This is a genomic window from Neorhizobium sp. 05N33, assembly GCF_056397445.1.
Genome location: NZ_JBFTNK010000003.1, coordinates 53,976 through 76,974, shown reverse-complemented (window position 1 = coordinate 76,974; position 22,999 = coordinate 53,976). Strand labels below are relative to the sequence as shown.

The following is a 22,999-nucleotide window of genomic DNA, read 5'->3' as shown; positions in this document are numbered from 1 at the left end:
CGACATTGTCATAAGTACCCTCCCCAACTTGGCGCTTCCCCTCACCGGGAAGCGCCTTTTCGTTCACTGCGGCGGTTCAACGCAGGGCCGCGGCATCCGGGCGCGCGGCATTGATGCGCATTGATCTCTTGACGCCCCCCGCCGATTGTCATCCGATGAGATGGATGGGCTTCCGGCCCCCGCCAGAAAAGGGATGACGCCATGTTCGAGACCTTCGACGCGACGCTGCTGGCGCGCATGCAGTTCGCCTTCACGGTCTCGTTCCACATCATTTTTCCCGCGTTTTCGATCGGGCTGGCGAGTTATCTCGCGGTGCTGGAAGGTCTTTGGCTGTGGAAGAAACAGGTCGTCTATCTGGAGCTGTTCGACTTCTGGAAGACGATTTTTGCGCTCGCCTTCGGCATGGGCGTCGTCTCCGGTATCGTCATGTCCTATCAGTTCGGCACGAACTGGAGCGTGTTCTCCGACAAGGTCGGCCCGATCATCGGCCCGCTGATGGGCTACGAAGTGCTCTCGGCATTTTTCCTGGAGGCAGGCTTCCTCGGCATCATGCTGTTCGGCCGCAATCGCGTCGGCCCCGGCCTGCATTTCTTCGCCACCTTGATGGTCGCGGTCGGCACCTTGATCTCGGCAACCTGGATCCTTTCCGCCAACTCCTGGATGCAGACTCCGCAAGGTTTTGCGATGAACGACAAGGGTCAGTTCATCCCCGCCGACTGGTGGGCAGTCATCTTCAACCCATCCTTCCCCTATCGCCTTGTCCACATGGTGCTTGCCGCCTATCTGACCACCGCCCTCGTGGTCGGCGCGGTCGGCGGCCTGCATCTTCTGCGGCGCACCGCCCCCTTGCGCGCCGGCACGATGTTCTCGATGGCGATGTGGATGCTGACGATTGTCGCCCCGATCCAGATCTTTGCCGGCGACCAGCACGGTCTCAACACGCTGGAGCACCAGCCGGTCAAGGTCATGGCGATGGAAGGCCATTACCAGAGCCATCCGGACGGCGCGCCGCTGATCCTCTTCGGCCTGCCGAACCAGGCCGAACAACGGATCGACTACGCAATCGAGGTCCCGAAGCTCTCGAGCCTCATCCTGAAACACAGCCTCGATGCACCGCTCAAGGGCCTCGACACTGTACCGCGCGAATTGCAGCCGCCGGTGCCAATCGTGTTCTGGTCCTTCCGCATCATGGTCGGCCTCGGCTTCGCGATGCTGGGCCTCGGGCTCTGGAGCCTGTACTGTCGATGGAGGGGTAGCCTCTACACCTCCGAATGGCTGCACCGTGCTGCGATGGTCATGGGGCCTGCCGGCTTCGTCGCCGTGCTCGCCGGCTGGGTGACAACCGAGGTCGGCCGCCAGCCTTATACCGTCTACGGCCACCTGCTGACCGCAAATTCCGTCTCGCCGATCGCGGCAGCAGCCGTGGGCTCCTCGCTGGTCGCCTTCATTATCGTCTATTTCCTCGTCTTCGGCGCCGGTACCTTTTACATCCTGCGGCTGATGTCCCGCCTGCCGCGCGATCCGAGCGGCGACCTCGGCGAAGGCCCGATCCGAACCGCCGGCATCAATCCCGGCCCGCAAACCCCGGCACTTCAGGCAGGAGCCCGTCATGGCCATTGACCTTCCCTTCATCTGGGCGGCCATCATCGCCTTCGCAGTGCTTGCCTATGTCATCCTCGACGGGTTCGACCTCGGCGTCGGCATTCTCTTCCCACTGTTTCCGGAAAAGCGCCATCGCGACGTAATGATGAACAGCGTCGCGCCCGTTTGGGACGGCAACGAGACCTGGCTTGTCCTCGGCGGCGGCGGGCTGATGGCGGTCTTTCCGCTCGCCTATGCGACGATCCTGCCGGCACTCTACGCACCTATCATCGCCATGCTGATCGGGCTGATCTTTCGAGGCGTCGCCTTCGAATACCGCTGGCGCACCGGCCGGGCACAATATCTCTGGAACTGGGCCTTTGCCGGCGGCTCGTTCATGGCGGCGTTGGCTCAAGGGATCGCGCTTGGCGCGCTGGTGCAGGGCATTCCGGTTGCAAACCGCGCCTATTCCGGCGGCTGGTGGGATTGGCTGACCCCGTTTTCGATCGCCACCGGCCTTGCAGTCGTGATCGGCTACGCACTGCTCGGCTCGACCTGGCTGGTGATGAAAACGACGGGCGACCTTCGCGACAAGGCCCGCAGCCTTTCCTATATCGCAGCGCTCGCGACACTCGCCGCCATGGCGATCTTCAGCCTCTGGACGCCGTTTCTCGAACCGCTCTATCTGAAACGCTGGTTCTCCTGGCCGACCGCGATCTTCAGCGTCATCGTGCCCCTGCTGGTTCTCGGATGCTTCTGGCTTCTGCTCACGGGCCTGAAAAACAACCGCGACAGCCGGCCTTTCCTTGCGGCGCTCGGCCTTTTCATACTTGGCTACGCAGGCATCGGCATCAGCTTCTATCCCTATATCGTGCCGACATCCGTGACGATCTGGGATGCGGCGGCGCCCGACGAGAGCCTCGGCTTCCTGCTGGTCGGCGCGCTGATCCTGGTGCCGCTGATCCTTGCCTATACGAGCTACGCCTATTGGGTTTTCCGCGGCAAGGTCGATCCGGAAGAGGGTTATCACTGATGGCCGGCGGCGAAACCTTCAGGCGGCTCGCCTGGTTCGTCGGCCTTTGGGTGGCCGGAGTCGCAACTGTCGGCGCCGTCGGCCTGATCATCAAATTCTGGCTCGGCGCCTAACGCCGTGTCAGCGCCACCACATAACGCGCCGGTTCCGTGCCTGGATTGAAGAAGACGCAATCGGCAGGCGAGCCGAGCAGAAGGCAATCACCGTCGGTGAGATGATGCATCACCGTCCCCTCCTGGAAATCGAGCCGGCCCGAAAGTACCCAGATCTGCTGGTGCTGGAAGGCGAAGGCGGATGCCGGATAAGGCACGCGCACACCTGGAGGCAGCGAAACATCCAGAAGCTCCAACGGGGAATTCGCTGGAGAGACGGCGCGTCGCGTATAACCTGTCTCTGGATCGGTCCAGACCGGCTGTTCCGCCTGCAGCGCAACGCGCTCCTGCGCCCGCTCGGCAAGCGCCAGCAGAACTGAGAGCGGCAGACCGAAAGCGCCCGAAAGCCGGCCGAGCACGGTTGCCGTGGGGCTCGCCTCGCTGCGCTCTATCTTGCTGATCATCGCCTTGGAGACGCCCGAGCGTTCGGCAAGCTCGGCGAGCGACCAGCCCCGCGCCTCCCGCTCGATCTTCAGCCGCATGGCAATCGCCTGGACCGGATCATTTTCAGCCTGTTGCAAGCGGCTTGCCTTTCAACAATCGTCTTCTATAGTGGACGATAGCATCGTATAAGAGACGTGCCTTGTCCGCAATGAGGAATTCAAGGGGAAGATCGTGACGCGCGAAATCCGTTTCAACGCCTTCGACATGAACTGCGTCGGCCACATCCAGCAGGGGCTCTGGGCGCATCCGCGGGACCAGTCGCATCGCTATACGCAGCTGCGATACTGGACGGACTATGCGAAAAGGCTGGAAGCGGGCCTGTTCGACGGCATATTCCTCGCCGACGTTCTCGGCGTCAACGACGTCTTCGGCGGCAGCAATGCGGCGGCGCTGAGGGGTGCGGTACAGGTGCCGGTCAACGATCCGCTGCTGCTGGTGCCGGCCATGGCCGCCGTCACCGAACATCTCTCATTTGGCGTTACCGCCAACCTGACCCACGAACCGCCTTTCGTCTTCGCGCGCCGCATGTCGACGCTCGATCACCTGACGGGCGGCCGGATCGGCTGGAACATCGTCACCGGTTATCTCGACAGCGCCGCCAAGGCGATCGGCCTCGATGGCATGGCGGCCCATGACGACCGCTACGACCTCGCCGACGAGTACATGGAGATCATGTACCGGCTGTGGGAAGGAAGCTGGGAAGACGACGCCGTGGTCTTCGACCGGGCAAATCACGTCTATGCCGACCCGGCCAAGGTCCGCAAGGTCCACCACCGCGGCAAGCAATACGGCATCGAGGCGATCCATCTCTGCGAACCCTCGCCGCAGCGTACGCCGGTTCTCTACCAGGCCGGATCCTCGACCCGCGGCCGGCAATTCGCCGCCACCCATGCCGAATGCGTCTTCGTCAACGGCCAGAAGACTGAAGGCGTCAAGGGCATCGTCGACGACATCAGGGCCCGCGCCGTCGAATACGGCCGCAGCGCGGAGGACATCAAAGTTTTTGTCGGCGCCACGATCGTTACCGCCCGCACCGAAAAGCAAGCGCGGGAAAAATTCGAGGATTATCGCGCCTATGCAAGCTCCGAAGGTGCGCTCGTGCATGCCGCCGGCTCGCTCGGCATCGACTTCGCGAAATACGATCTCGACGAACCGATCGAGACCGGCAAGAGCTCGGCGATCGTCTCGAATGTCGAGGCGATGACCCGCACCGCCGGGCCGCAATGGACCAAGCGCAAGCTGCTCGAACAGATGGTGCTCGGCAGCCGCCAGGCACCGATGATCGGCTCCGCCGAACAGATCGCTGACAACCTCGTCGCCTGGATGGATGAGGCCGGCGTCGACGGTTTCAACCTGTCGCGCACCGTCGTGCCGGAATGTTTTGACGATATCATCGAACTGGTGATCCCGATCCTGCAGGAACGCGGTCTCTACAAGACCAGCTATCGCGAAGGCACGTTCCGTGAAAAGCTGTTCGGAACGCCGCGCCTGCCGAGCCGGCATATCGCCGCCAGATATCGCACCATGGGATAAACCGATGAGCACCGCGACGACCCTGGAAACGCCAGCCGCAGGCCGCTGGTCGATGCTGGCGCTGCTGTGCCTCGCCGTCGTGCTCTCCTTCTCCTGCTGGTTTTCGGCAAACGCCATCGCGCCGGAGCTGAAACGCGTCTGGTCGCTGTCCGAAAGTGCCGCCGCCTGGCTCACAAACGGCGTGCAGATCGGCTTCGTGATCGGCGCTCTGGCCGCAAGCCTCTTCAACCTGCCGGACCTCATCCGCATGAACCGGCTGATGGCGGTTTCCGCCCTGCTTGCCGCGCTCTCCAATGCCGCCTTGGCTCTGGAACCCGGCCCGGCCAGTGCCATCCTCTGCCGCATGGTCACCGGTTTTGCGCTCGCCGGCGTCTATCCGCCGGCGCTGAAACTCGTTTCCACCTGGTTCATTTCCGGACGTGGCCTGGCGCTGGCCGGCGTCATCGGCGCGATCACCGCCGGTTCGTCGCTGCCGCATCTCTTTCGCGGCATGTCGTCGGCGGTCGACTGGCACAATGTCGTCCTCTCATCGAGCGGTGCGACGCTGGTCGGCGCCGTCGTTCTCCTCCTCTTCACCCGTGAAGGTCCCTATCCGTTCGGCAAGGCGCTGTTCGACCCGCGCCAGATCGGCCGGGTGCTGAAGGATCGCAACCTGCTGCTCGTCAACGGCGGTTATCTCGGCCATATGTGGGAACTTTATGCCATGTGGGCCTGGCTGCTCGCCTATCTGACCGCAGCCCTCGACAAGGGAGGAACCGGCATCAGCAGCGAAGCCTCGCTGCTCACCTTCATCGCCGTCGCATCAGGTGTATTCGGCTGTTTCGCCGGCGGCGTGCTCTCGGACCGTTTTGGCCGCACCGCCACCACCGCCGGCCTGATGATCGTCTCCGGCGCCTGCGCCTTGACCATCGGCTTCGTCTTCGACGGCCCCTTCTGGCTGCTGGCGCTGGTGGTGATCGTCTGGGGCATTTCGATCATCGGAGATTCGGCGCAGTTCTCCGCCGCCGTCACCGAGCTTGCAGACCGCAATTACATCGGCACGGCACTATCGCTGCAGATGGGCATGGGGTTCGCGCTGACCATTTTCATGATCTGGCTGATGCCGCATCTGGCCGCACTGCTGGGCGGGTGGCGGTGGACGTTCGTCTTGCTGGCGGTCGGGCCGATCTTCGGCGCCGCCTCGATGCTGATCCTGCGCGGTAGGCCGGAAGCCATCCGGCTTGCAGGCGGAAGGCGTTGATCTCAGGCGACGAGGCGACGGCCGGGCATCTCTTCCCGCTTCTGGCGATCGCGGGCGAGCCGTTCCGCACTGCGGGTCTTGAAGCCGCGTAACGCCGTCACCAGCCGTTCCACCGCATCGCGCAGGTCCGACGTCTGTTTCGACGTATCCAGCACCATGGCCGAATTTTCCTGGGTGAGCGAATCCATCCGGCTCAGAGCCCCGTTGACCTCATGCAGGCCTATCGACTGATGCGCCGCCTCGGTGGCGATCGTCTTGACGATGGTGTTGATGTCGTCGATGCGCGTGGTGATCTGGCTGAGCGCCGCACCGGCATTGTTGACGAGATCGACACCCGCCTGCACCTGCCGTGAACTGTCGGAGATCAGATCCTTGATTTCCTTGGCGGCATCGGCGCATCGCTGCGCCAGCGCCCGCACTTCCTGCGCCACGACAGCGAAACCGCGACCGGCTTCGCCGGCACGCGCCGCCTCGACGCCCGCATTGAGCGCCAGAAGATTGGTCTGGAAGGCGATCTCGTCGATGACGCCGATGATCTTGGAGATCTCGTCGGACGACCGTTCGATCTCGCCCATCGCCGCGACCGCCTGCTTGACGACCGGCCCAGAGGCGCGCGCCTCCGAGAGCGCCACGTCGACTGCCCCGGCGGCCTTGCTGGCGCCTTCGGCGGTGCCGGAAACGCTGTGGGTGAGCTGGTGCAGTGTCGCGGAACTCTCCTCCAGGCCCTGGGCCTGTTCCTCCGTCCGCCGGGCAAGATCCTTCGAGGCCTGGGAGATACCGTTGGTGCTGACGAGGATTTCCTCGCCGGCATGGCGCACGGTCGCCAATGTGCCGCGCAGCCTCTCGGCACTGCCGTTATAGCCTTCCGCCATCTTGACGAAGTTTTCAGGAAGAGCGGTGGAAAGCCGGCTCTCCAGATCGCCTGCGGCAAGGCCCTTCAGCACGTCGTCCAGAGCCTCGAGCGCAACTTCCTGCTCCTCGTCGGCGGCGCCCTTCGCCTCCTCGGCGTGGCGGCGCTGTTCTGCCTGTATCTCCAGATAGGCGGAGATCGAATAGTCAGTGTCGAGCATCGCCGCCTTGACCAGCGTCGCGACGTCCTTGGCGAGCTTTTCGGATTTGCCGCGCCCGAAACGGGACGGCCAGTTCTCGGCCATCACCTTGTGGATGAGGCTTTCCACGACCAGCGCCTGACTGCCGATATACCAGCGCGGATCGAGGCCAGAATGGGCATGCGCGGCGCCGACGGCCCACACACTTTCCACATAACGCTCGTCGTACTTGGCCTCGCCGACAACGTTCCAATGGCTCATCTGGCGCTTCTTGGCGCTTTCTACGTGAGCCTGGTTGGCGAAGAACTTGGCGGTGTCGGGTGTCGACTGGATCTTCTTGTAAAGCGCGCCGAGAGCCGTCGAAAGGCCGGCATTGATGGTCGGCGCGAGACGACGAAGCGTCGAGCGTGCCTCCTGGTCCAGACCGATAAAATCCAGGCGCTTTTGCAGTTCGCGTTTTTCTTCAGCCGACGACATTATGATCCCCCAATCCGCCGCGGTCACCACCCAGCATGGGGTGTGTCGGTTCCATATTGTGAAGGCTAAGGTGTAGGATCTCTTAATAACGCCCCCAAAAACTGATAGAAAGTTACAATTTGCGACGTATTTTCGCCGACCATACGACGCAGATGCGGCGGACGCTCAAGGAATTTGCTTGCGCGAATTATTCGAGCGTATAATAAGCCCTGACGCCGTGCGAAGAACGGCCTGCCCGTTCCTCAGGAGATGCCCCCCGTGAACCGCCGCACCTACCATAGGGCAAGCGAGGCCGAGCGGCGCGAGGACCTGATTGCCGCGACGCTCGATTGCATTGCCGAGTTCGGCATCCAGGGCGCGACGGTCCGTCAGATCGCCATGCGCGCCGGCGTCACCGGCGGGCTGATCCGGCACTATTTCAGCAGCAAGGACCAGATGCTGCAGGCGGCCTATCGCAAGGTGATGGCCGGCATGACCGAGGCGGCGGTTGCTGCCGCGATCGAGGGCGAGACGGCGCGCTCGCGCCTGCGCCGCTTCATCGTCGCCAACGTGACGCCGCCGGTGACCGACCCGCGCACGCTGTCGCTCTGGGCCGCCTTCATCAGCCATATCCAGATCGACCAGAGCTTCGCCGCCATCCACCGCGAGAACTACCTCTCCTTCCTTGAGGCGCTGGAGACGCTGCTGTCCGCCTTCTTCGTCGAGGAGAAGCGGGCTCTGAGCCCCGCCCAATGCCGCACCTATGCGATCGGGGTCAACGCGCTCGTCGACGGTCTCTGGCTGGAGGGAACGCTTGCGGCCGATACGTTTGCGGAACACGAACTCGCAGAAAATGCCCTGATCTCCGTGGAAGCGCTGCTGCGCCTGCAGCCCGGCGAGCTTTCAGCCGAACAACGATAAGAAAAGGAACCACCGATGCGTTATGCCTCGATCACCGACCGCCTCGCCCATCTCGGCTCCGGCCGCTGGGCACTCCACCTGACCGCCCGCCGCATGCAGGCATCGGGCGAGGACATCATCGAACTCACCATCGGCGAGCCGGACGTCAAGCCGGACAAGGCCCTGCTCGATGAGGCAGCGCGCGCCATGTATGCCGGCCGCACCCGTTATTCCAATGGCCGCGGCGAGCCGCCGGTGCTGAAGGCGCTGGTGGAAAAGTATTCGAAACGCCGGCCAGGTGTCACGGAGCGCAATTTCCTCTGTTTCCCCGGCACCCAGACCGCTCTCTATGCCGTCATGACCGGTCTCGTCGAAGCCGGCGACGGCGTGCTCGTCGGCGATCCGCTCTATGCCACCTATGAAGGCGTCATCCAGTCCACCGGCGCGCACATGATCCCCGTGCCGCTGCGTCCGGAAAAGAAATTCCACCTGCAGGCCGAGGACCTCGAACGGGCGATCACGCCGGAGGCCCGCGTGCTCCTTCTCAACACGCCGCACAACCCGACCGGCGCGGTGCTGACTGCCGCGGAAATCGCCGCCATCGGCGACGTCTGCCGCAAGCATGACCTCTGGATCGTTTCGGACGAGGTCTATGAGCAGTTGATCTTCGAAGGCACGCCCTTCGCCTCGCCCTTCGACATTCCGGCACTGGCCGAACGTACCATCGCGGTCTCGTCGATCTCGAAATCCCATGCTGCCCCCGGCTTCCGCAGCGGCTGGGCCGCCGGCCCCGAAGAGTTCTGTGAAAGACTGCTGCCGGTGTCCGAAACCATGCTGTTCGGCGTGCAGCCCTTCATCTCCGACATGACCGCCATGGCGCTGTCGCAGCATTTCGACACCGCCGACGTGATGCGGGAAAATTATCGCCGCCGTGCCACCATCGTCGAAAAGGCCTTTGCCGGCAGCAATCTCGTCAAGCCGATGCCGCCGGAAGGAGGCATGTTTGTCCTGCTCGACGTGACCGCCACCGGCCTCAACGGCGAGGAATTCGCCTGGGAACTGCTGCGCGAGGAGAAGGTCGCCGTCATGCCCGGCACCTCCTTCGGCGCCCAGGCCGCAGGCTTCCTGCGCATCTCGCTGACGGTCCCGGACGATGCAGTTGCAACCGCCATGCACCGTATCGCCGACCTCGCTGGCCGCATCGCGTCCACTGGCAGAGACCGCGCGACAACCCCGATGGCGTGAGCGAAGTTCCCGATTGAAATCCATGAACGAGACGGGCTATGCTCGCTTCGGTTGATTTGAAAAACTGCCCATCGGAGGAGCGCAACATGCCCCATGTTATTGTCAAAATGGTCGAGGGCCGCTCCGAAGAGCAGAAGCAGGCACTGACGGCTGAGGTGACCAAGGCGGTCATGACCGCTCTTGGCTCTGCCGAGAGTTCCGTGTCGGTCGCAATCCAGGACTTTCCGAGGGACGCCTGGACGGACAAGGTCTACGTGCCGGATATCCAGGGGCAGCCGGAGCTTGTCTACAAAAAGCCCGGCTACGATCCCTTCAAGTAGTCGGCTGATCCTGGAAAATTGGCCGCCTCCTCCGCTGGCGGCTCCCAGCCAAAGACGCTGCGGCCGCCCCATTCGTGCGACTGGCGGAATTCGCCGGCGACGATCTCCTTGAGGTCCGGGCCGGTCACATATCGTTCCATCTGCCGGGCCTGGTCGTCGAGCCGCTTCAGCGCCTGCAGCTCCTCCTCGCGGCCGAGCCGGGCCTTGCCGACGGCAGACTTCATCACCTTGATCGTCTCGTCATAAACCTTCAGCGGCACCGGAAACGGATGCCGGTCCTTGCCGCCATGGGCGAGCGAGAAGCGCGCCGGATCGGAAAACCGGCAGGGCGTGCCATGCACCACCTCGGCGACCATGGCCAAAGCCTTGACCGTCCGCGCGCCGACACCCGGCATCAGCAGCAGGTTCTCGAAATCCTCCGGGCCGCGATCTGCCGCCGCCGCCAGCGTGCCATGCAGCCGCCTCATGTTGACGTCCTCCTCGCGGACATCGTGATGCGCCGGCATGATCAGATGCGGCAGCATCGGCTGCGCTAGCTCCTTCAACTTGCGCGCCGGCTCGATGGCAATCACCTCGCGGATGATGCGGTCCGGCCCGAGCGTCGCAAGCAGATCGAGCTGGCCCTTTCGGGAGGCTTCGGCACGGTGGTCGGCGAGATTGACGATCTCGCCCTGCCCGCGGCCTTCGATCGCCGCATGCGGAGAATCGACGAAGCTTTTCAAGCCCTCCGAGATCCAGTGGTAACGCCGCGCCTGGCGCTTGTCGCCGTTCATGCCCTGTTGCACCACCACCCATTTGCCATCGTCTGTGACGATGAACCCGTGCAGGTAAAGATCGAACCCGTCCTGCACCGCGGCGCTGTCCACCTTGGCGACCAGACGGCTGGTCGTCGCAAGGCCGCTGCCGTCGATGCCGACGCGGTTGCCGATCGCGATCAGTTCCTCCGGCGTCTTGCGGGAGTTCTGCCCACGGCCGCCGCAGACATGGATGCCGAGTTCGCCGGCCATCGGCGTCAGCCCGCGCTTGAGCGCGCCGAGAACGCTGGTGGTGATGCCGGAAGAGTGCCAGTCCATGCCCATGACGCAGCCGAACGACTGGAACCAGAAGGGATGCGCCAGCCGCCGGAGCAGTTCGTCGCGGCCGTATTCGATAACGATCGCCTGGGTGATGACCGCGCCGAGCTTGGTCATGCGCTCGCCGAGCCACCGGGGAACCCGGCCACCGTGAAGCGGGAGATCGGCGCTGCCTGCTCTTTGAACCATGCTCCGCTTATATACGGGCGCTGATGCTCACGATAGGGAAAAGTTCTGCAAACGTTCTCGCAACAGCCCGATCGTCGGCACGTCGGCATTGGCAAAGGCGAAGCGCAGGTAATCCTGCCGGCTCTCGCCGAAATAAGCGCCGGGAATGCAGATGATGCCGGCCTGCTTTGCAAGCTTTTCCGCCACTTCCGCCGAACTTCTGCCCGGGAAGGGATGCCGCACGAAGGCGAAATAGGCGCCTATGGCATCGAGCTTCCAGTCGTTGACGAAGCGCATCACCGCCTTCAGCGCATCGGCACGGCGGCCGATCTCCTGGCGGTTCTCCTCGCGCCAATCGGCGAGAAGCGGCAGCGCCTTGGCAACGGCGGCCTGAGCGGCGCGCGGCGCGCAGATCTGCAGATTGTCCATGATCTTGGCGATCTGTTCGACCGCGACCGGGCCGGCAGTGATCGCCCCGAGCCGGTGGCCGGGGATGCAGAAGGATTTCGAAAAGCTGTAGAGGCTGATCAGCGTATCTTCCCAGCCGTCGAGGCTGAACAGCGTGTGCGGTGCCTGGTCCGCGACGGCTAAAAAGTCGCGATAGGTCTCGTCGAGGATCAGCCAGATGCCCTTGTTCCGGCAGAACCTGAAGATCGCTTCGAGCAACGATGGCGGATAGATCGCGCCGGTGGGGTTGTTGGGCGATACAAGCGCCAGTGCCTTGACGTCGCCGGTGATCGCCGCTTCGAGCCCGACGAGATCCGGCAGGAAACCGTTCGCTGCATCGCATGCGACGAAAGCTGTCTTGATGCCCATCATCGCCAACGTCGTTTCGTGGTTGAAATAGAAGGGCTCGGTCATCAGCACCGTATTGCCGGGACCAGCGACGGTCATTGCCGCGCAGACGAAGGCTTGGTTGCAGCCCGACGTGATGTGGATGTTCCTGAGCCCGATGCCCGCGCCATAAACCTCCGAGACATGCGCCGCATAGGCTGTCCGAAGTTCCGCCTCGCCCTCGATCGGCCCATAGCCGGTGAAGGCTTTTGAGGAGCCGGTCTCGCCGAGCAGGTTCAGCATGTCCGGATGGGCCGGATAGCCGGGTACGGCCTGAGAGAGGTCGATCAGCGGACCCCGGGACCCGTCATAGGCACGCCCCCAGGCGGCGACGGAGGGAACGGGTGGAGGGCTGAGCTTTTCGATAAGCGGATTGAAGGCAGGCATGATCTTCCGAGAACAGGATTTTCCGAACAGGCGATTGATTGCCTTTCTTGTTTATCAGATTATCGGGCGACGCAAGGAGAACCGGATATGGCCGACGAGATTGAGCCCGAGGATTCGAAGCTCACCATCACCAAGCGGAAATGGGCGGAACAAGGCAAGTTCCTGACCGGCCGGATCACCAGGCCGGAAACCGACCGCCTGCCGCCGGGCCAGCACCTGGTCAAGAACTGGCCGGTGCTCGATCTCGGCCAGCAGCCGCAGGTCTCGGCCGAGCGCTGGAAACTCGACGTGCGTGGCCTCGTCAACAACCGCAGGACCTTGGACTGGGCGGCCTTCCAGGCTCTGCCGCAGACCGAGATGCGCTCCGACATCCATTGCGTGACCACCTGGTCGCGCTATGACAACAACTGGAAAGGTGTTTCGACACACGACTTCCTCGATCTCGTCGACCCGCAGGACGAGGCGGTTGCCGTCATGCTGACCAGCTATGACGGCTATACGACCAACCTGCTGCTTTCGGATTTCGCCTCGCCGGACGCGATCATCGTCACCGAGTGGGAAGGCAAGCCGCTCACCGAGGAACATGGTGGGCCGGTGCGGCTGGTGGTGCCGCACCTCTATTTCTGGAAGAGCGCCAAATGGCTCAACCGCATCGAGTTCCTCGACAAGGATCAGGCCGGCTTCTGGGAGAAGAACGGCTACCATATGCGCGGCGATCCCTGGTCCGAGGAGCGTTATTCGGACGACTAACCGAACTGGACGAGGTTGAGCGCCGGCAGCGGGCCACCGGGGAACTGCGCCAGCTTGGCGCCTACCGCAAGCGGCCCGAGATCGATGCCGAAGAAACCGAGCTTGTCGATCAGCCCCGCAACTTCCGACTTCGAGGCCGCATCGTCACCGGAATAGAACAGCACACGCTTGCCGCCTTCAGAAGAAGGATCGGCCTCGAGCAGTTTGGCCAGCAGATGGTTGAAGGCCTTAACAACTCGGGCGCCCGGCACCAGATTTGAAACGATCTCGCTGGAAAGGCGGCCATTGAGTTCAGCCGGCTTGAACAGCGGCGCTTCGATCGGGTTGTTTGCATCGATGACGATCCGGCCGTTCCAGGCCGGCAGGCCGGCAAGGGCCGCCGGCAGCTTCGACCATGGAACCGCGATCAGCACCATATCCGCACTTGCTGCCTCTTCGATCGTGCCGGCGGAAATCCAGGGCGACAGCTCGGCCGTCAGTGTTTCGAGCGAGGCCGGGCCGCGGCTGTTGGCGATGGTGGCGCGCACGCCGTTTCTTGCAAGAGTGCGGGCGAAGGCTGCGCCGATATTGCCGGCGCCGATAATACCGATGGTCATGATTGCGATACTCCAGTGGTTTCGATGGCGGGAATATCGCCTCTGGATTGGCGCTTGATTAGCCGGTAATAATGCCAATCATCTTCAAGCAACCGTTGAGAATGACCCGCGGTGGAAAGTCTCGCCAATCTCGAATCTTTCATGCGCAGCGCCGAACTTGGCGGTTTCTCGGCTGCGGCCAGACGGTTGGCACTGACACCCGCGGCCGTGAGCCGCAACGTGGCGATGCTCGAAAGGAACCTCGGCACCCGCCTCCTCCATCGCAGCACGCGAAGGCTGACGCTGACGGAAGCGGGCGAACGTTTTCTGTCGGAGATCCGCGACCACGTCGAGGCGCTGCAGACCGCGATCGCCGGCGCCTCGTCGGAAAGCGCAGAACCGGCCGGTGTGCTGAAAGTCAGCATGAGCCCGCATTTCGGAACAGGGTATATCCTGCCGCTGCTGCCGGAGTTCATGGCGCGTTACCCGCTGATCCGTCCGGACTGGTCCTTCGAAAACCGGCAGGTCGATCTGATCGCCGAGGGATATGACGCAGCGATCGGCGGTGGGTTTGAGCTGACGCCCGGCGCGATCGCCCGGGTGCTGGCGCCGGCCCATATCGTGCTGGTCGCTTCACCTGCCTACATGAAGGATAGGCCGATGCCGGCCCATCCGGCGGACCTTGCGAACCTCGACGGCATTCATATGCGTTCTTCCAATACCGGCCGTATCCGACAATGGGTGATGCGAAATGCCGGCGGCGACGAAGTGCCGGCGGCACTGCGGGAAAAGATGGTGCTCAACGACCCAGCCGCCATTGCCCACGCAGCAAGCCTCGGCCTTGGCGTTGCGATGATCGCGATGCCGGATGCCTTATCGTATATGGAGAGCGGTACGCTCGTCCGCCTGCTGCCCGACTGGTATGCGGATATCGGGCCGATCTCGATCTATTACGCCAGCAAGACGCTGCTGCCGGCAAAAACCCGCGTCTTTATCGACTTCGTGGTCGAGCATTTCCGGAAGGAACGTCTGGCCGAACGTTTTGCCGGCAGCCTCGGGGCATCCAACATGCCGAAGCGAAAATAGGCGCACCCGACTGACGCCGGATGCGCGGATCGATCAGATCAGCTTTTCGAGCGTGATCGGCAGGTCGCGGACGCGTTTGCCGGTTGCGTGGAACACCGCGTTGGCGATCGCCGGCGCGACGCCGACGATGCCGACTTCACCGACGCCCTTGCCGCCCAGCGCCGAGGCGCCGTAGTCGGGAATGCCAACCGAGATCACCTCGATATGCGGCACGTCCGCATTGGTCGGCACCAGATAGTCGCCCATGTTGTTGTTGACGGTGCGGCCGTTGCGCTGGTCGACGAGGCCTTCCTCGAGGAGAGCCTGGCCGATGCCCATGATGATGCCGCCCCGCCACTGGCTTTCCACCAGCCGGGGATTATAAAGCCGGCCGCAATCGAAGGCCGAGACGATGCGGGACACCCGCACCGTCCCAAAATCCTCGTCCACCCGTACTTCGGCGAAATGGGCGCACCAGCTATGCATGGAATATTCGCCCATGGTCGGCCCCTGGACCTTTACCATGCTCGTCCAGGCCTGATGCTGCTCCTGGGCCGTGGCACCTTCCGGCAGCGTATTCCTCAGTATCTCGATCTCGTCGCGACCGAGCGTCGCCATCAGTTCCGAAAGCGTGAGCGACGGACCTTGGTCGCGGGGAACGGCAATGCGGCCGCCGCTGAAGGTCAGCGTATTGGCCCCGGTATCGCGCAGCGGCGATTTTTCGTCGTTGAGCGCCAGTCCGATCAGTTCGTCGCGGGCCGCCGTCGCCGCCTTGTGTACGGCACCGAGGATCGAGCCCGCCAGCATCGAGCCGCCGGCAATCGCCGAGCCCGGCAGCCGGGAATCGCCAAGATGCACCTCGACCTGGTCGACGGGAATGCCGAACACTTCGGCCACCGTCTGGGCAAGGATCGTATAGGTGCCCTGCCCCATGTCGATCGCACCGCTGACGACCTCGACACGACCGTTGCGCAGGATGCGGATCATCGCCTCGCTCGGCGCCTGGATGACCGGGAACGTGCCGCAGCCGATGCCCCAACCGATGAGCTGGTTGCCGTCGCGCATCGAGCGTGGTTCATGGCTGCGCCTCGACCAGCCAAAGGCTTCCGCGCCTTCGGTCAGCGCTTCGCGCAGCCGGCGTGTCGACCAGGGTTTGCCCGACTGGTAGTCGTGGTCGGCATAGTTTTTCAGCCGCAGTTCGAGCGGGTCCATGCCGAGCTTGTAGGCGAGTTCCTCCATCGCGCTTTCGATGCCGAAGGCGCTAGGGTTCTTTCCCGGGCCGCGCAACGCACCCGGAGTGACGGTGTTGACCGGCACGACCCGGTGCTGCGACGAAAAGTTCTCGACCTTGTAGAGGATCGGCGTTGCGGCACCGGTCTGCTCAGGCCAATCCGCATAGGTGGAGGTCTCGCTGGCGCCGCGATGGACGATAGCCTGCAAGATGCCGTCTTCTGTCGCGCCGATCTTGATCCGCTGGCGTGTCGCGGCGCGACCGCCATAGTTGGTGAAATTCTGCTGTCGCGTGAGCGCAAGCTTGACCGGCCGGCCGAGCTTCCTGGACGCGAAAGCCGCCACCGCGCCATGGGCGAGCGCCGCCCCCTTGGAGCCAAACCCGCCGCCGATGAACGGCGAGATCAGGCGGACGTTTTCGTAAGGAATGCCGAACCATTCGGAATAGCTGCGCGCCATACCGTGAGACCACTGGCTCGGCTCCCAGACAGTGATCCGGTCGCCATCCCACTTCACGGTCAGCCCATGCGGCTCCATGGCGACGTGATATTCACGCGGCGTCGAATATTCGCCTTCGATCTGAACTGGCGCGGCCGCAAGTGCGGCCTCGGCATCACCCCATCCGGCGGTAAGATTGTCCATCACCTTGCCTTCGCCGGCCGCCGTATCGTTGAAGCTCGCGACATGCGGCGCCTTCTCATAGGTGATGCAGATCAGCCTTGCCGCCTCGACCGCCTGTTCGCGGCTTTCCGCGACGACTGCGGCGATCGACTGGCCATTGTACTGCACCTGCCGCGGCAGCGGATAATACGGCTGGTTATCGGGGCGATTGCCACCCCAGTCGGAGGCAACCAGAAGACCCATGTCGTCATCCGGCGTCAGCACCATCAGCACGCCCGGGGCCGCAAGCGCCTTTTCCGCATCGACCGATATGACGCGACCGGCCGGGATCGTGCTCTGCACGAGAATAGCATAGACAAGGCCTTCGGCCGGATATTCCAGCGCATAGGTCGCACCACCGGTGACCTTCAGATTGCCTTCGAAGCGTGTTTGACGACCGCCGACAGTCCCGTCTGAGGCATCGCCGTGTTTGCGGGGTTCCATGATGGTCATACGAGACCTCCAACTTTCAGGATGGCGCGGGCGACAACGCGCGGCGCAAGTTCGATCTTGTAGTGATTGGCGCCATGCGAAACGGCACCTTCCATGGCGAGCCGGCTCGCCGCCTCGACGGTTTCCGCGCTGAGCACCTTGCCGACCAGCGCCTGTTCGACGTTGCGAGCCCGCCACGGCTTGGTGGCGACGCCGCCCAGAGCGACGCGGATATCGCGAACCGTCTTGCCGTCCGCTTCGAATTCCAGCCCGACTGCGGCACTCGCCGCCGCAAACTCGTAGGACTGGCGGTCGCGAACCTTGAGATAGGTAGAGTTCTTCGCCGCCGCCGAGGCCGGAATGGTGATCGCGGTGATCATCTCGCCGCGCTGCAACGCGGTTTCCCGCTCCGGCGTATTGCCCGGCGTCAGGAAAAAGTCGTCGACCGACACCGTCCGGCCCCCGAGATCGACCACGGCGTCGAAGGCGGCGAGCGCGACTGCGAGGTCACCCGGATAGGTGGCGATGCAGGCATCGCTGGTGCCGAGGACAGCGTGGTTGCGGGTGACGCCGCCAAGCGCCGAACAGCCGGAGCCGGGATTGCGTTTGTGGCAGGCCGGAAACACGTCCGGCTCGCGGAAATACGAACAGCGTGTCCGCTGCAACAGGTTGCCGCCGATCGTCGCCATGTTGCGGAGTTGGGCGGAGGCCGCCAGCGACAGCGATTCCGAAACCGCCGGGAAAGCGGCGCGGATGCCTGCGTGATCTGCAACCGCGCCCATCTTGGCAAGCGCACCGATCGTGGCGCCGCCGGCATCGAGGGTGATCCCGCCGAGCCCGGAAAGGTGGGTGATGTCGATGACGGTTTCCGGCTCCATCACGCCGCATTTGGCGAGATCGAGAAGCGTCGTGCCACCGGCAAGCAGCGCTGAACCGGCCTGGAGCGCCGCCTGCCGGGCTTCATCGGCGGACGAGGCGCGGAGATAGGAAAAGTCTCTCATCACGCCATCTCCGCCGCTTCGCGCACCGCCGCGACGATGCTGTTATAGGCTCCGCACCGACAGAGATTGCCGGACATGTATTCGCGGATTTCCTCGTCGGATCCCGCATGGCCTTCGCGGATGCAGGCGACTGCCGACATGATCTGGCCGGGCGTGCAATAGCCGCATTGGAACGCGTCATGCTCCACGAAAGCCGCCTGAACGGGGTGCAGTTCGCCGTTTTCAGCGGCGATCCCCTCGATCGTGGTGATCTGCCGGCCTTCGACCTGGGCTGCGAGCGTCAGACAGGAAAGCACACGGCTACCGTCGACATGACAGGTGCAGGCGCCGCATTGCCCCTGGTCGCAGCCCTTCTTGGTGCCGGTCAGCGCGAGATGTTCGCGCAGCGCATCGAGCAGCGTGACACGCGGTTCGACATCGAGGTCGTACCGCCCCCCGTTGATATCGAGCGAAAGATGGATGGTTCGTGTCATGGATCAAGCTCCTGCCATTGTCACGAGAATGAGAACTTTAAAGCCTGGGACGGACTGGCCAACTGGCTGCGATGCCCTAGATGATGTTCGGCGAGAGAAGCACCGGCACATTTCGGCATGACATCCGTCCCCCTCTGGACTAAGAAGTGGAAGGCACTCCAGATAAACGGAGGCGCCTCCGTTTAAACTAGTGGCTTACGGATTTTCGTCAAGCCCTCATTTGCCTGGAGCAATATTTTGGCCTCGGCCGAGCCGAAGACGACATCGCCCGCATCGACCAAGCTTCGCGCCGATGCCCGCCGTAACCGCGACAGGCTGATCGAGGTGGCGGCCGCAGCCTTTGCGGAAAATGGCGTCGAGACCTCGCTGGAAGATATAGCACGCCAGGCTTGTGTCGGCATCGGCACCCTTTACCGGCATTTCCCGAGCCGCGAGCATCTCGTGGAAGTGGTCTATCGACGCGAACTCGAAAGCCTCGCCACGGCTGCCACCGAACTTGCCCAAAAACATCCGCCGGATGTGGCGCTCGAGGAATGGATGCGTCGTTTCGTGGGCTACATCGCCACCAAGCGCGGCATGGCCAACAGCCTGCGCATTCTCATGACATCGAACTCCTCCCTTTTTTCCGAGGGCTCGGGCCTGATCCGCGGCGCTTTGGAAAGCCTGTTGAAGACCGCCGGCGACAAGGGATGTATCCGCAGTGACATCGAGACAAGCGATCTCCTGCACGCGCTGTCGAGTATCTATTCGATTCCGGAATCGCCCGAGTGGCGTGAACGGTCGCATCGCCTGATCGGCCTGTTGATGGACGGCCTTCGGACCCGCCGATAACACCCGCTCAATGCCTCGGATCTGCTCGGAAACGGCCCGTCGGATAGGCTAGATTTCGCATCCCGTTTGAACGGAAAATCAAGCAATCCTCGATTGACAGGTATCCTGTTACTACGCCGGCCCGATTCCAATATTATCGTTATAAAATAAACGGATAGCACAGGTATATTTTCGAACTTTTAGCGCCGAAAATCATCAAAAATCGTTGTACAATATCAAAATTCAATCTGTCGTTAAAGAGTTTGACCTTAATCTTCCGGCAACCGCGTGACCGCCATCCGGTGTAGCGCAAGAGCCGGTATGAGACCGGTTCTCTTCCCACACTGCCAGATATCAGATCTGCGCGTGAAAACGCGTTGCCTCATTCGAGGCTTCACCAATCCGGAGCCGAACCTCATGTCCCGTCTCTCCATTCGCAGCTCGCTCATCGCCGTCTTCGGCGCGATTGCAGCTCTCGTCGCCGTTCTCGCCTGGGCGGCCATATCCTCGCTCTCCAACGTCGCCGGCAATCTCAATACGATTTCCGAGAATTCGATGCCGAGCGTTCAGGCTTCGAAGAATATCGAGACGGCCATTCTCGGAATGACGGTCGCCTATATGGGCCATCTGACCACCACTTCGGACTTCGGCATGGAATCGGCGGAAAAGCTGATCGCCCAGCAATCCGATGCGCTGAAGGTCGCTCTCAACGCCTACAGGCCGCTGATTTCCAGCGATCAGGAAAAGCAGATCATCGACCAGATCCAGGCCGGCATCGACAAATACATCCTGAACGGCCAGAAGATGCTGGACTTCTCCCGCAAGGCTTCGGACGCCCGCGCCCGTGTCGAGATGGAAAAGATGCGCATCACCATCCAGCCAGCGATGGAAGCCGTTACCAAGCTGGTCAAGTCGAACACGGATGAGGCGGCCGTCGAAACCGCAAAGGCGAAGACGACCTATTCGACCGCGCTCACCACGATGGAAATCATCCTCGGCGTCGTTTTCCTGCTGATCGTCGGCGCCGCCGTCTACGTGTTGTCCGGTATCGCCCGTCCGATCCAGCGCATCACCGCTTCGATGAGCGGTCTTGCCGCAGGTGACACCGCCACCGAAATCCCCTTCGCCGGCCGCAAGGACGAAGTCGGCGCCATGGCCGGCGCCGTCGAAGTGTTCCGCCAGGCCGCGATCTCCAACAGGCAGCTTCAGGAACAGGCCGAGGACGCCCGCGCCCACGCCGAAGCCGACCGTATTCGCCTCCAGGAAGAGGCGGAAGCCTCGGCCCAGGCCCGCCTGCACGAAGCGACCTCCGGCCTTGCCGCCGGCCTGCGTCGCCTTGCCTCCGGTGACCTCGCCTTCCAGCTCAACGAGCCTTTTGCTCCGGATTTCGAAGCGCTGCGCGAAGACCTGAACTCCGCCGTGTCCCGTCTCGGCGCCGCACTCTCGGAAGTCGCCGGCTCGGCCCAGTCGATCGACAGCGGCTCGCGTGAAGTCAGCCAGAGCGCCGACGACCTTTCCAAGCGGACTGAACAGCAGGCAGCCTCGCTTGAAGAGACCGCCGCAGCCCTCGACGAAATCACCGTCAACGTCTCGAACTCTTCCAAACGTGCGGACGAGGCGAAGTCCATCGCGCTGCAGGCAAATTCGAGCGCCGCCCAGTCGGGGGCCGTGGTCGCCAACGCCGTCGACGCGATGCAGCGCATCGAGCAGTCGTCCAGCCAGATCTCCAACATCATCGGCGTCATCGACGAGATCGCCTTCCAGACTAATCTGTTGGCGCTGAATGCCGGCGTCGAAGCGGCCCGTGCCGGTGATGCCGGCAAGGGTTTTGCGGTTGTCGCCCAGGAAGTCCGCGAACTCGCCCAGCGTTCCGCGAGCGCCGCCAAGGAGATCAAGGACCTCATCCGCAAGTCGGGCGCCGAGGTTCAGAACGGCGTCAAGCTGGTGCGCGAGACCGGCGACGCGCTGAAGACGATCGAAAGCCACGTCGTCACCATCAACGAGCATATCAGTGCGATCGCCACCGCCGCCCGCGAACAGTCGGTCGGACTTGCCGAAGTCAATTCGGCCGTCAACCAGATGGACCAGGTGACACAGCAAAACGCTGCAATGGTCGAGGAAACCAATGCCGCCGGCGCCAATCTCGCCTCGGAAAGCACGAAGCTGCGCGATCTCCTCACCCGCTTCAAGCTCTCCGAGGGCGGTCAGCGTTCCGGAATGCAGCAGCGGCCTGCCTACGGCTCCGCTCCAGTTCCGGTCGGCCGCAACGCCGTCCCGCAGGAATCGCCGGCCCGCCGCCTTGCGCAGCGCGTCAGCAAATCCTTCGGCAGCGCCGCGGCTGCAGCAAGCACGGAATCGCAGTGGACCGAATTCTGATCCGCTGATCGAAGCTCAGCTTTAACTGTCGCTCTTCGACGGCCCGGCCTCTGCCATCTGGCGCAGAAGCCGGGCCGTTTCGTCATTGGCGGGAAAGAAGGATTCGACCGCCAGTTCCGACAGCGTCACATCGACCGGGGTTCCGAAAACCGTCGTCGTCGAGATGAAGGATAACAGCCCCGCCTCAGTCCGCAGATCCATCGGCACGGCGATACCCGCATAGTCATGTTTCGCCGCCGCTTTCGGCGTATCTTCCGGCACCGGATAGCCGGAAAGCTCTTCCAGCAATGCCCTGAGAACGCGGTCACCGGTCGCGGCGATCTGCTGGCGGAGCCGTTCGAGCAGGTGACTGCGCCACTCGAAAAGATTGGCAATGTGAGGCGCAAGGCCCTGCGGATGCAGGCTGAGCCGCAGCACGTTGACCGGACCCTCGATCAGCGACCGGTCGCCGACATCCGCAAGTAGCGGCGCCACCGCGGCATTGGCGGCCACCAGGGTCCAGTGCCGGTCGACCGCCAGTGCCGGGAACGGCTCGTGGCCCTTCAGCACCATATCGATCGCCCGCCGCGCCGGCTGGAGTGCCGGATCGTCCAGCTTGCGCTCGGCAAACACCGGCGCAAAACCGGCGGCGAGCAGCATCGGATTGCGCTCGCGGAGCGGCACCTCAAGCCGCTCCGCGAGATGCAGCAGCATGTCGCGGCTGGGGGCCGCCCGCCCGCTTTCGAGGAAGCTCAGATGACGCTGCGAGATTTCAGCCTCCAGCGCCAGATCAAGCTGGCTCATGCGCCGGCGGCGGCGCCATTCGCGCAGGAAATCACCGAGGGGGCGGGCGGGTGCGAGAGTCGTCATGCGGCAGCGGGAACCTGATCGAGGAAACCGCAGACCGACTTCAGCCGGCCGTTTTCCAGGACGGCGAAATCCGTGCCCTTGATCAGCGCCTCGCCATCCACGGGGCCGAGCCCCCAGGAAAAGCGCAGGTTGTCGTCGTAACCGTCGGGCGTACCGAGCAACGTGAAGCGGAAACCCGGAAACCGCGCCTGGACGCCTTCAACCAGGCGATCGACACCCTCATGGCCTTCGCCACGCATCAGCGGATCGACGTAAAGCCCGTCTTCCGCCCAGGTCTCGGCGATCATCGCCTTGCGGCGAACGGCATCCGTCTCGTTCCAGATGGCGAGATAACGTTCGGCATTGGTGTTCGCATCGGTCATG

General features: G+C 63.2%; 21 protein-coding genes. 11 read left to right on the top strand and 10 right to left on the bottom strand.

What is annotated here, in order from left to right; genetic code table 11:
• Positions 1 to 201: 201 nt before the first annotated feature.
• Together AC1DLT_RS09110 and cydB are read left to right on the top strand one after the other, a co-directional pair.
• Entirely contained in the window at positions 202 to 1,620 is a 1,419-nt protein-coding gene (locus AC1DLT_RS09110) for a cytochrome ubiquinol oxidase subunit I (protein WP_477486540.1), read from the top strand.
• On the top strand, positions 1,610 to 2,614 hold the full coding sequence (cydB, locus tag AC1DLT_RS09105; RefSeq protein WP_477486539.1) for a cytochrome d ubiquinol oxidase subunit II: 1,005 nt from the start codon (positions 1,610 to 1,612) through the stop codon (positions 2,612 to 2,614). The genes AC1DLT_RS09110 and cydB overlap by 11 nt, the downstream gene beginning before the upstream one ends.
• Positions 2,615 to 2,723: 109 nt before the next feature.
• Here the strand turns inward: cydB and AC1DLT_RS09100 are convergent, their stop codons facing one another.
• On the bottom strand, positions 2,724 to 3,287 hold the full coding sequence (locus tag AC1DLT_RS09100) for a helix-turn-helix domain-containing protein (RefSeq protein WP_477486538.1): 564 nt from the start codon (positions 3,285 to 3,287) through the stop codon (positions 2,724 to 2,726).
• Between the two features lie 94 nt (positions 3,288 to 3,381).
• Between AC1DLT_RS09100 and AC1DLT_RS09095 the strand changes: the two genes are divergently transcribed.
• Both AC1DLT_RS09095 and AC1DLT_RS09090 read left to right on the top strand, forming a co-directional pair.
• Positions 3,382 to 4,743, top strand: coding sequence for an LLM class flavin-dependent oxidoreductase (locus tag AC1DLT_RS09095; RefSeq protein ID WP_477486537.1), 1,362 nt, complete (start codon positions 3,382 to 3,384; stop codon positions 4,741 to 4,743).
• Between the two features lie 4 nt (positions 4,744 to 4,747).
• Positions 4,748 to 5,983 carry an MFS transporter gene (locus tag AC1DLT_RS09090; protein WP_477486536.1) on the top strand — a complete coding sequence of 412 codons (1,236 nt, stop codon included), beginning with the start codon at positions 4,748 to 4,750 and terminating at the stop codon, positions 5,981 to 5,983.
• Positions 5,984 to 5,985: 2 nt separating this feature from the next.
• Here AC1DLT_RS09090 and AC1DLT_RS09085 read toward each other — a convergent pair whose 3' ends face one another.
• Positions 5,986 to 7,509, bottom strand: coding sequence for a methyl-accepting chemotaxis protein (locus tag AC1DLT_RS09085; RefSeq protein ID WP_477486535.1), 1,524 nt, complete (start codon positions 7,507 to 7,509; stop codon positions 5,986 to 5,988).
• A 258-nt stretch (positions 7,510 to 7,767) separates the two neighbouring features.
• On the opposite strand from AC1DLT_RS09085, the gene AC1DLT_RS09080 reads away from it, so the two are divergent.
• The 3 genes from AC1DLT_RS09080 to AC1DLT_RS09070 all read left to right on the top strand — a co-directional run bounded on the left by AC1DLT_RS09080 (position 7,768) and on the right by AC1DLT_RS09070 (position 9,953).
• Positions 7,768 to 8,409 (top strand): TetR family transcriptional regulator C-terminal domain-containing protein, encoded by a 642-nt coding sequence (locus AC1DLT_RS09080; protein WP_038545783.1) that lies wholly within the window; start codon positions 7,768 to 7,770, stop codon positions 8,407 to 8,409.
• A 15-nt stretch (positions 8,410 to 8,424) separates the two neighbouring features.
• Positions 8,425 to 9,633 carry a pyridoxal phosphate-dependent aminotransferase gene (locus tag AC1DLT_RS09075; protein WP_477486534.1) on the top strand — a complete coding sequence of 403 codons (1,209 nt, stop codon included), beginning with the start codon at positions 8,425 to 8,427 and terminating at the stop codon, positions 9,631 to 9,633.
• Positions 9,634 to 9,719: 86 nt separating this feature from the next.
• Entirely contained in the window at positions 9,720 to 9,953 is a 234-nt protein-coding gene (locus tag AC1DLT_RS09070) for a tautomerase family protein (RefSeq protein WP_038545789.1), read from the top strand.
• Here AC1DLT_RS09070 and AC1DLT_RS09065 read toward each other — a convergent pair.
• Both AC1DLT_RS09065 and AC1DLT_RS09060 read right to left on the bottom strand, forming a co-directional pair.
• Entirely contained in the window at positions 9,935 to 11,215 is a 1,281-nt protein-coding gene (locus tag AC1DLT_RS09065) for a DUF763 domain-containing protein (protein WP_477486533.1), read from the bottom strand. The genes AC1DLT_RS09070 and AC1DLT_RS09065 overlap by 19 nt on opposite strands.
• Positions 11,216 to 11,242: 27 nt before the next feature.
• Positions 11,243 to 12,415: an aminotransferase gene (locus AC1DLT_RS09060; RefSeq protein ID WP_477486532.1), complete on the bottom strand. Its 1,173-nt coding sequence runs from the start codon at positions 12,413 to 12,415 to the stop codon at positions 11,243 to 11,245.
• Positions 12,416 to 12,502: 87 nt separating this feature from the next.
• On the opposite strand from AC1DLT_RS09060, the gene AC1DLT_RS09055 reads away from it, so the two are divergent.
• Complete coding sequence (locus AC1DLT_RS09055) at positions 12,503 to 13,165, top strand: sulfite oxidase-like oxidoreductase (protein WP_477486531.1); 663 nt, start codon at positions 12,503 to 12,505, stop codon at positions 13,163 to 13,165.
• On the opposite strand, the gene AC1DLT_RS09050 is transcribed toward AC1DLT_RS09055, so the two are convergent.
• Positions 13,162 to 13,809: an NADPH-dependent F420 reductase gene (locus AC1DLT_RS09050; RefSeq protein WP_477486909.1), complete on the bottom strand. Its 648-nt coding sequence runs from the start codon at positions 13,807 to 13,809 to the stop codon at positions 13,162 to 13,164. The two genes, AC1DLT_RS09055 and AC1DLT_RS09050, sit on opposite strands and share 4 nt — an antisense overlap.
• Positions 13,810 to 13,872: 63 nt before the next feature.
• Between AC1DLT_RS09050 and AC1DLT_RS09045 the strand changes: the two genes are divergently transcribed.
• Positions 13,873 to 14,826, top strand: coding sequence for a LysR family transcriptional regulator (locus AC1DLT_RS09045; protein WP_477486530.1), 954 nt, complete (start codon positions 13,873 to 13,875; stop codon positions 14,824 to 14,826).
• A gap of 33 nt (positions 14,827 to 14,859) precedes the next feature.
• Here the strand turns inward: AC1DLT_RS09045 and AC1DLT_RS09040 are convergent, their stop codons facing one another.
• The 3 genes from AC1DLT_RS09040 to AC1DLT_RS09030 are packed head-to-tail and all read right to left on the bottom strand — an operon-like array spanning position 14,860 to position 18,601.
• A complete protein-coding gene (locus AC1DLT_RS09040; RefSeq protein ID WP_477486529.1) occupies positions 14,860 to 17,148 on the bottom strand; it encodes a xanthine dehydrogenase family protein molybdopterin-binding subunit in 2,289 nt (762 codons plus the stop codon).
• Entirely contained in the window at positions 17,145 to 18,128 is a 984-nt protein-coding gene (locus AC1DLT_RS09035; RefSeq protein WP_477486528.1) for an FAD binding domain-containing protein, read from the bottom strand. The genes AC1DLT_RS09040 and AC1DLT_RS09035 overlap by 4 nt, the downstream gene beginning before the upstream one ends.
• A complete protein-coding gene (locus AC1DLT_RS09030; protein ID WP_046608269.1) occupies positions 18,128 to 18,601 on the bottom strand; it encodes a (2Fe-2S)-binding protein in 474 nt (157 codons plus the stop codon). The genes AC1DLT_RS09035 and AC1DLT_RS09030 overlap by 1 nt, the downstream gene beginning before the upstream one ends.
• A gap of 237 nt (positions 18,602 to 18,838) precedes the next feature.
• Between AC1DLT_RS09030 and AC1DLT_RS09025 the strand changes: the two genes are divergently transcribed.
• Both AC1DLT_RS09025 and AC1DLT_RS09020 read left to right on the top strand, forming a co-directional pair.
• The gene (locus AC1DLT_RS09025; protein WP_038545814.1) at positions 18,839 to 19,432 is read left to right on the top strand and encodes a TetR/AcrR family transcriptional regulator; all 594 of its coding nucleotides are present in this window, start codon (positions 18,839 to 18,841) and stop codon (positions 19,430 to 19,432) included.
• A gap of 396 nt (positions 19,433 to 19,828) precedes the next feature.
• Positions 19,829 to 21,787 (top strand): methyl-accepting chemotaxis protein, encoded by a 1,959-nt coding sequence (locus tag AC1DLT_RS09020; RefSeq protein ID WP_477486527.1) that lies wholly within the window; start codon positions 19,829 to 19,831, stop codon positions 21,785 to 21,787.
• Between the two features lie 21 nt (positions 21,788 to 21,808).
• Here the strand turns inward: AC1DLT_RS09020 and AC1DLT_RS09015 are convergent, their stop codons facing one another.
• Complete coding sequence (locus AC1DLT_RS09015) at positions 21,809 to 22,636, bottom strand: helix-turn-helix domain-containing protein (protein ID WP_477486526.1); 828 nt, start codon at positions 22,634 to 22,636, stop codon at positions 21,809 to 21,811.
• Positions 22,633 to 22,998 carry a nuclear transport factor 2 family protein gene (locus AC1DLT_RS09010; protein WP_477486525.1) on the bottom strand — a complete coding sequence of 122 codons (366 nt, stop codon included), beginning with the start codon at positions 22,996 to 22,998 and terminating at the stop codon, positions 22,633 to 22,635. Before AC1DLT_RS09010 ends, AC1DLT_RS09015 begins: the two co-directional genes overlap by 4 nt.
• Between the last annotated feature and the right edge of the window lies 1 nt (position 22,999).

Coding starts and splice junctions, on each gene's coding strand:
- AC1DLT_RS09110 (WP_477486540.1), top strand. CDS start 202: ATGTTCGAGACCTTCGACGCGACGCTGCTGGCGCGCATGCAGTTCGCC.
- cydB (WP_477486539.1), top strand. CDS start 1,610: ATGGCCATTGACCTTCCCTTCATCTGGGCGGCCATCATCGCCTTCGCA.
- AC1DLT_RS09090 (WP_477486536.1), top strand. CDS start 4,748: ATGAGCACCGCGACGACCCTGGAAACGCCAGCCGCAGGCCGCTGGTCG.
- AC1DLT_RS09085 (WP_477486535.1), bottom strand. CDS start 7,509: ATGTCGTCGGCTGAAGAAAAACGCGAACTGCAAAAGCGCCTGGATTTT.
- AC1DLT_RS09075 (WP_477486534.1), top strand. CDS start 8,425: ATGCGTTATGCCTCGATCACCGACCGCCTCGCCCATCTCGGCTCCGGC.
- AC1DLT_RS09070 (WP_038545789.1), top strand. CDS start 9,720: ATGCCCCATGTTATTGTCAAAATGGTCGAGGGCCGCTCCGAAGAGCAG.
- AC1DLT_RS09065 (WP_477486533.1), bottom strand. CDS start 11,215: ATGGTTCAAAGAGCAGGCAGCGCCGATCTCCCGCTTCACGGTGGCCGG.
- AC1DLT_RS09060 (WP_477486532.1), bottom strand. CDS start 12,415: ATGCCTGCCTTCAATCCGCTTATCGAAAAGCTCAGCCCTCCACCCGTT.
- AC1DLT_RS09055 (WP_477486531.1), top strand. CDS start 12,503: ATGGCCGACGAGATTGAGCCCGAGGATTCGAAGCTCACCATCACCAAG.
- AC1DLT_RS09040 (WP_477486529.1), bottom strand. CDS start 17,148: ATGACCATCATGGAACCCCGCAAACACGGCGATGCCTCAGACGGGACT.
- AC1DLT_RS09035 (WP_477486528.1), bottom strand. CDS start 18,128: ATGAGAGACTTTTCCTATCTCCGCGCCTCGTCCGCCGATGAAGCCCGG.
- AC1DLT_RS09030 (WP_046608269.1), bottom strand. CDS start 18,601: ATGACACGAACCATCCATCTTTCGCTCGATATCAACGGGGGGCGGTAC.
- AC1DLT_RS09020 (WP_477486527.1), top strand. CDS start 19,829: ATGTCCCGTCTCTCCATTCGCAGCTCGCTCATCGCCGTCTTCGGCGCG.
- AC1DLT_RS09015 (WP_477486526.1), bottom strand. CDS start 22,636: ATGACGACTCTCGCACCCGCCCGCCCCCTCGGTGATTTCCTGCGCGAA.
- AC1DLT_RS09010 (WP_477486525.1), bottom strand. CDS start 22,998: ATGACCGATGCGAACACCAATGCCGAACGTTATCTCGCCATCTGGAAC.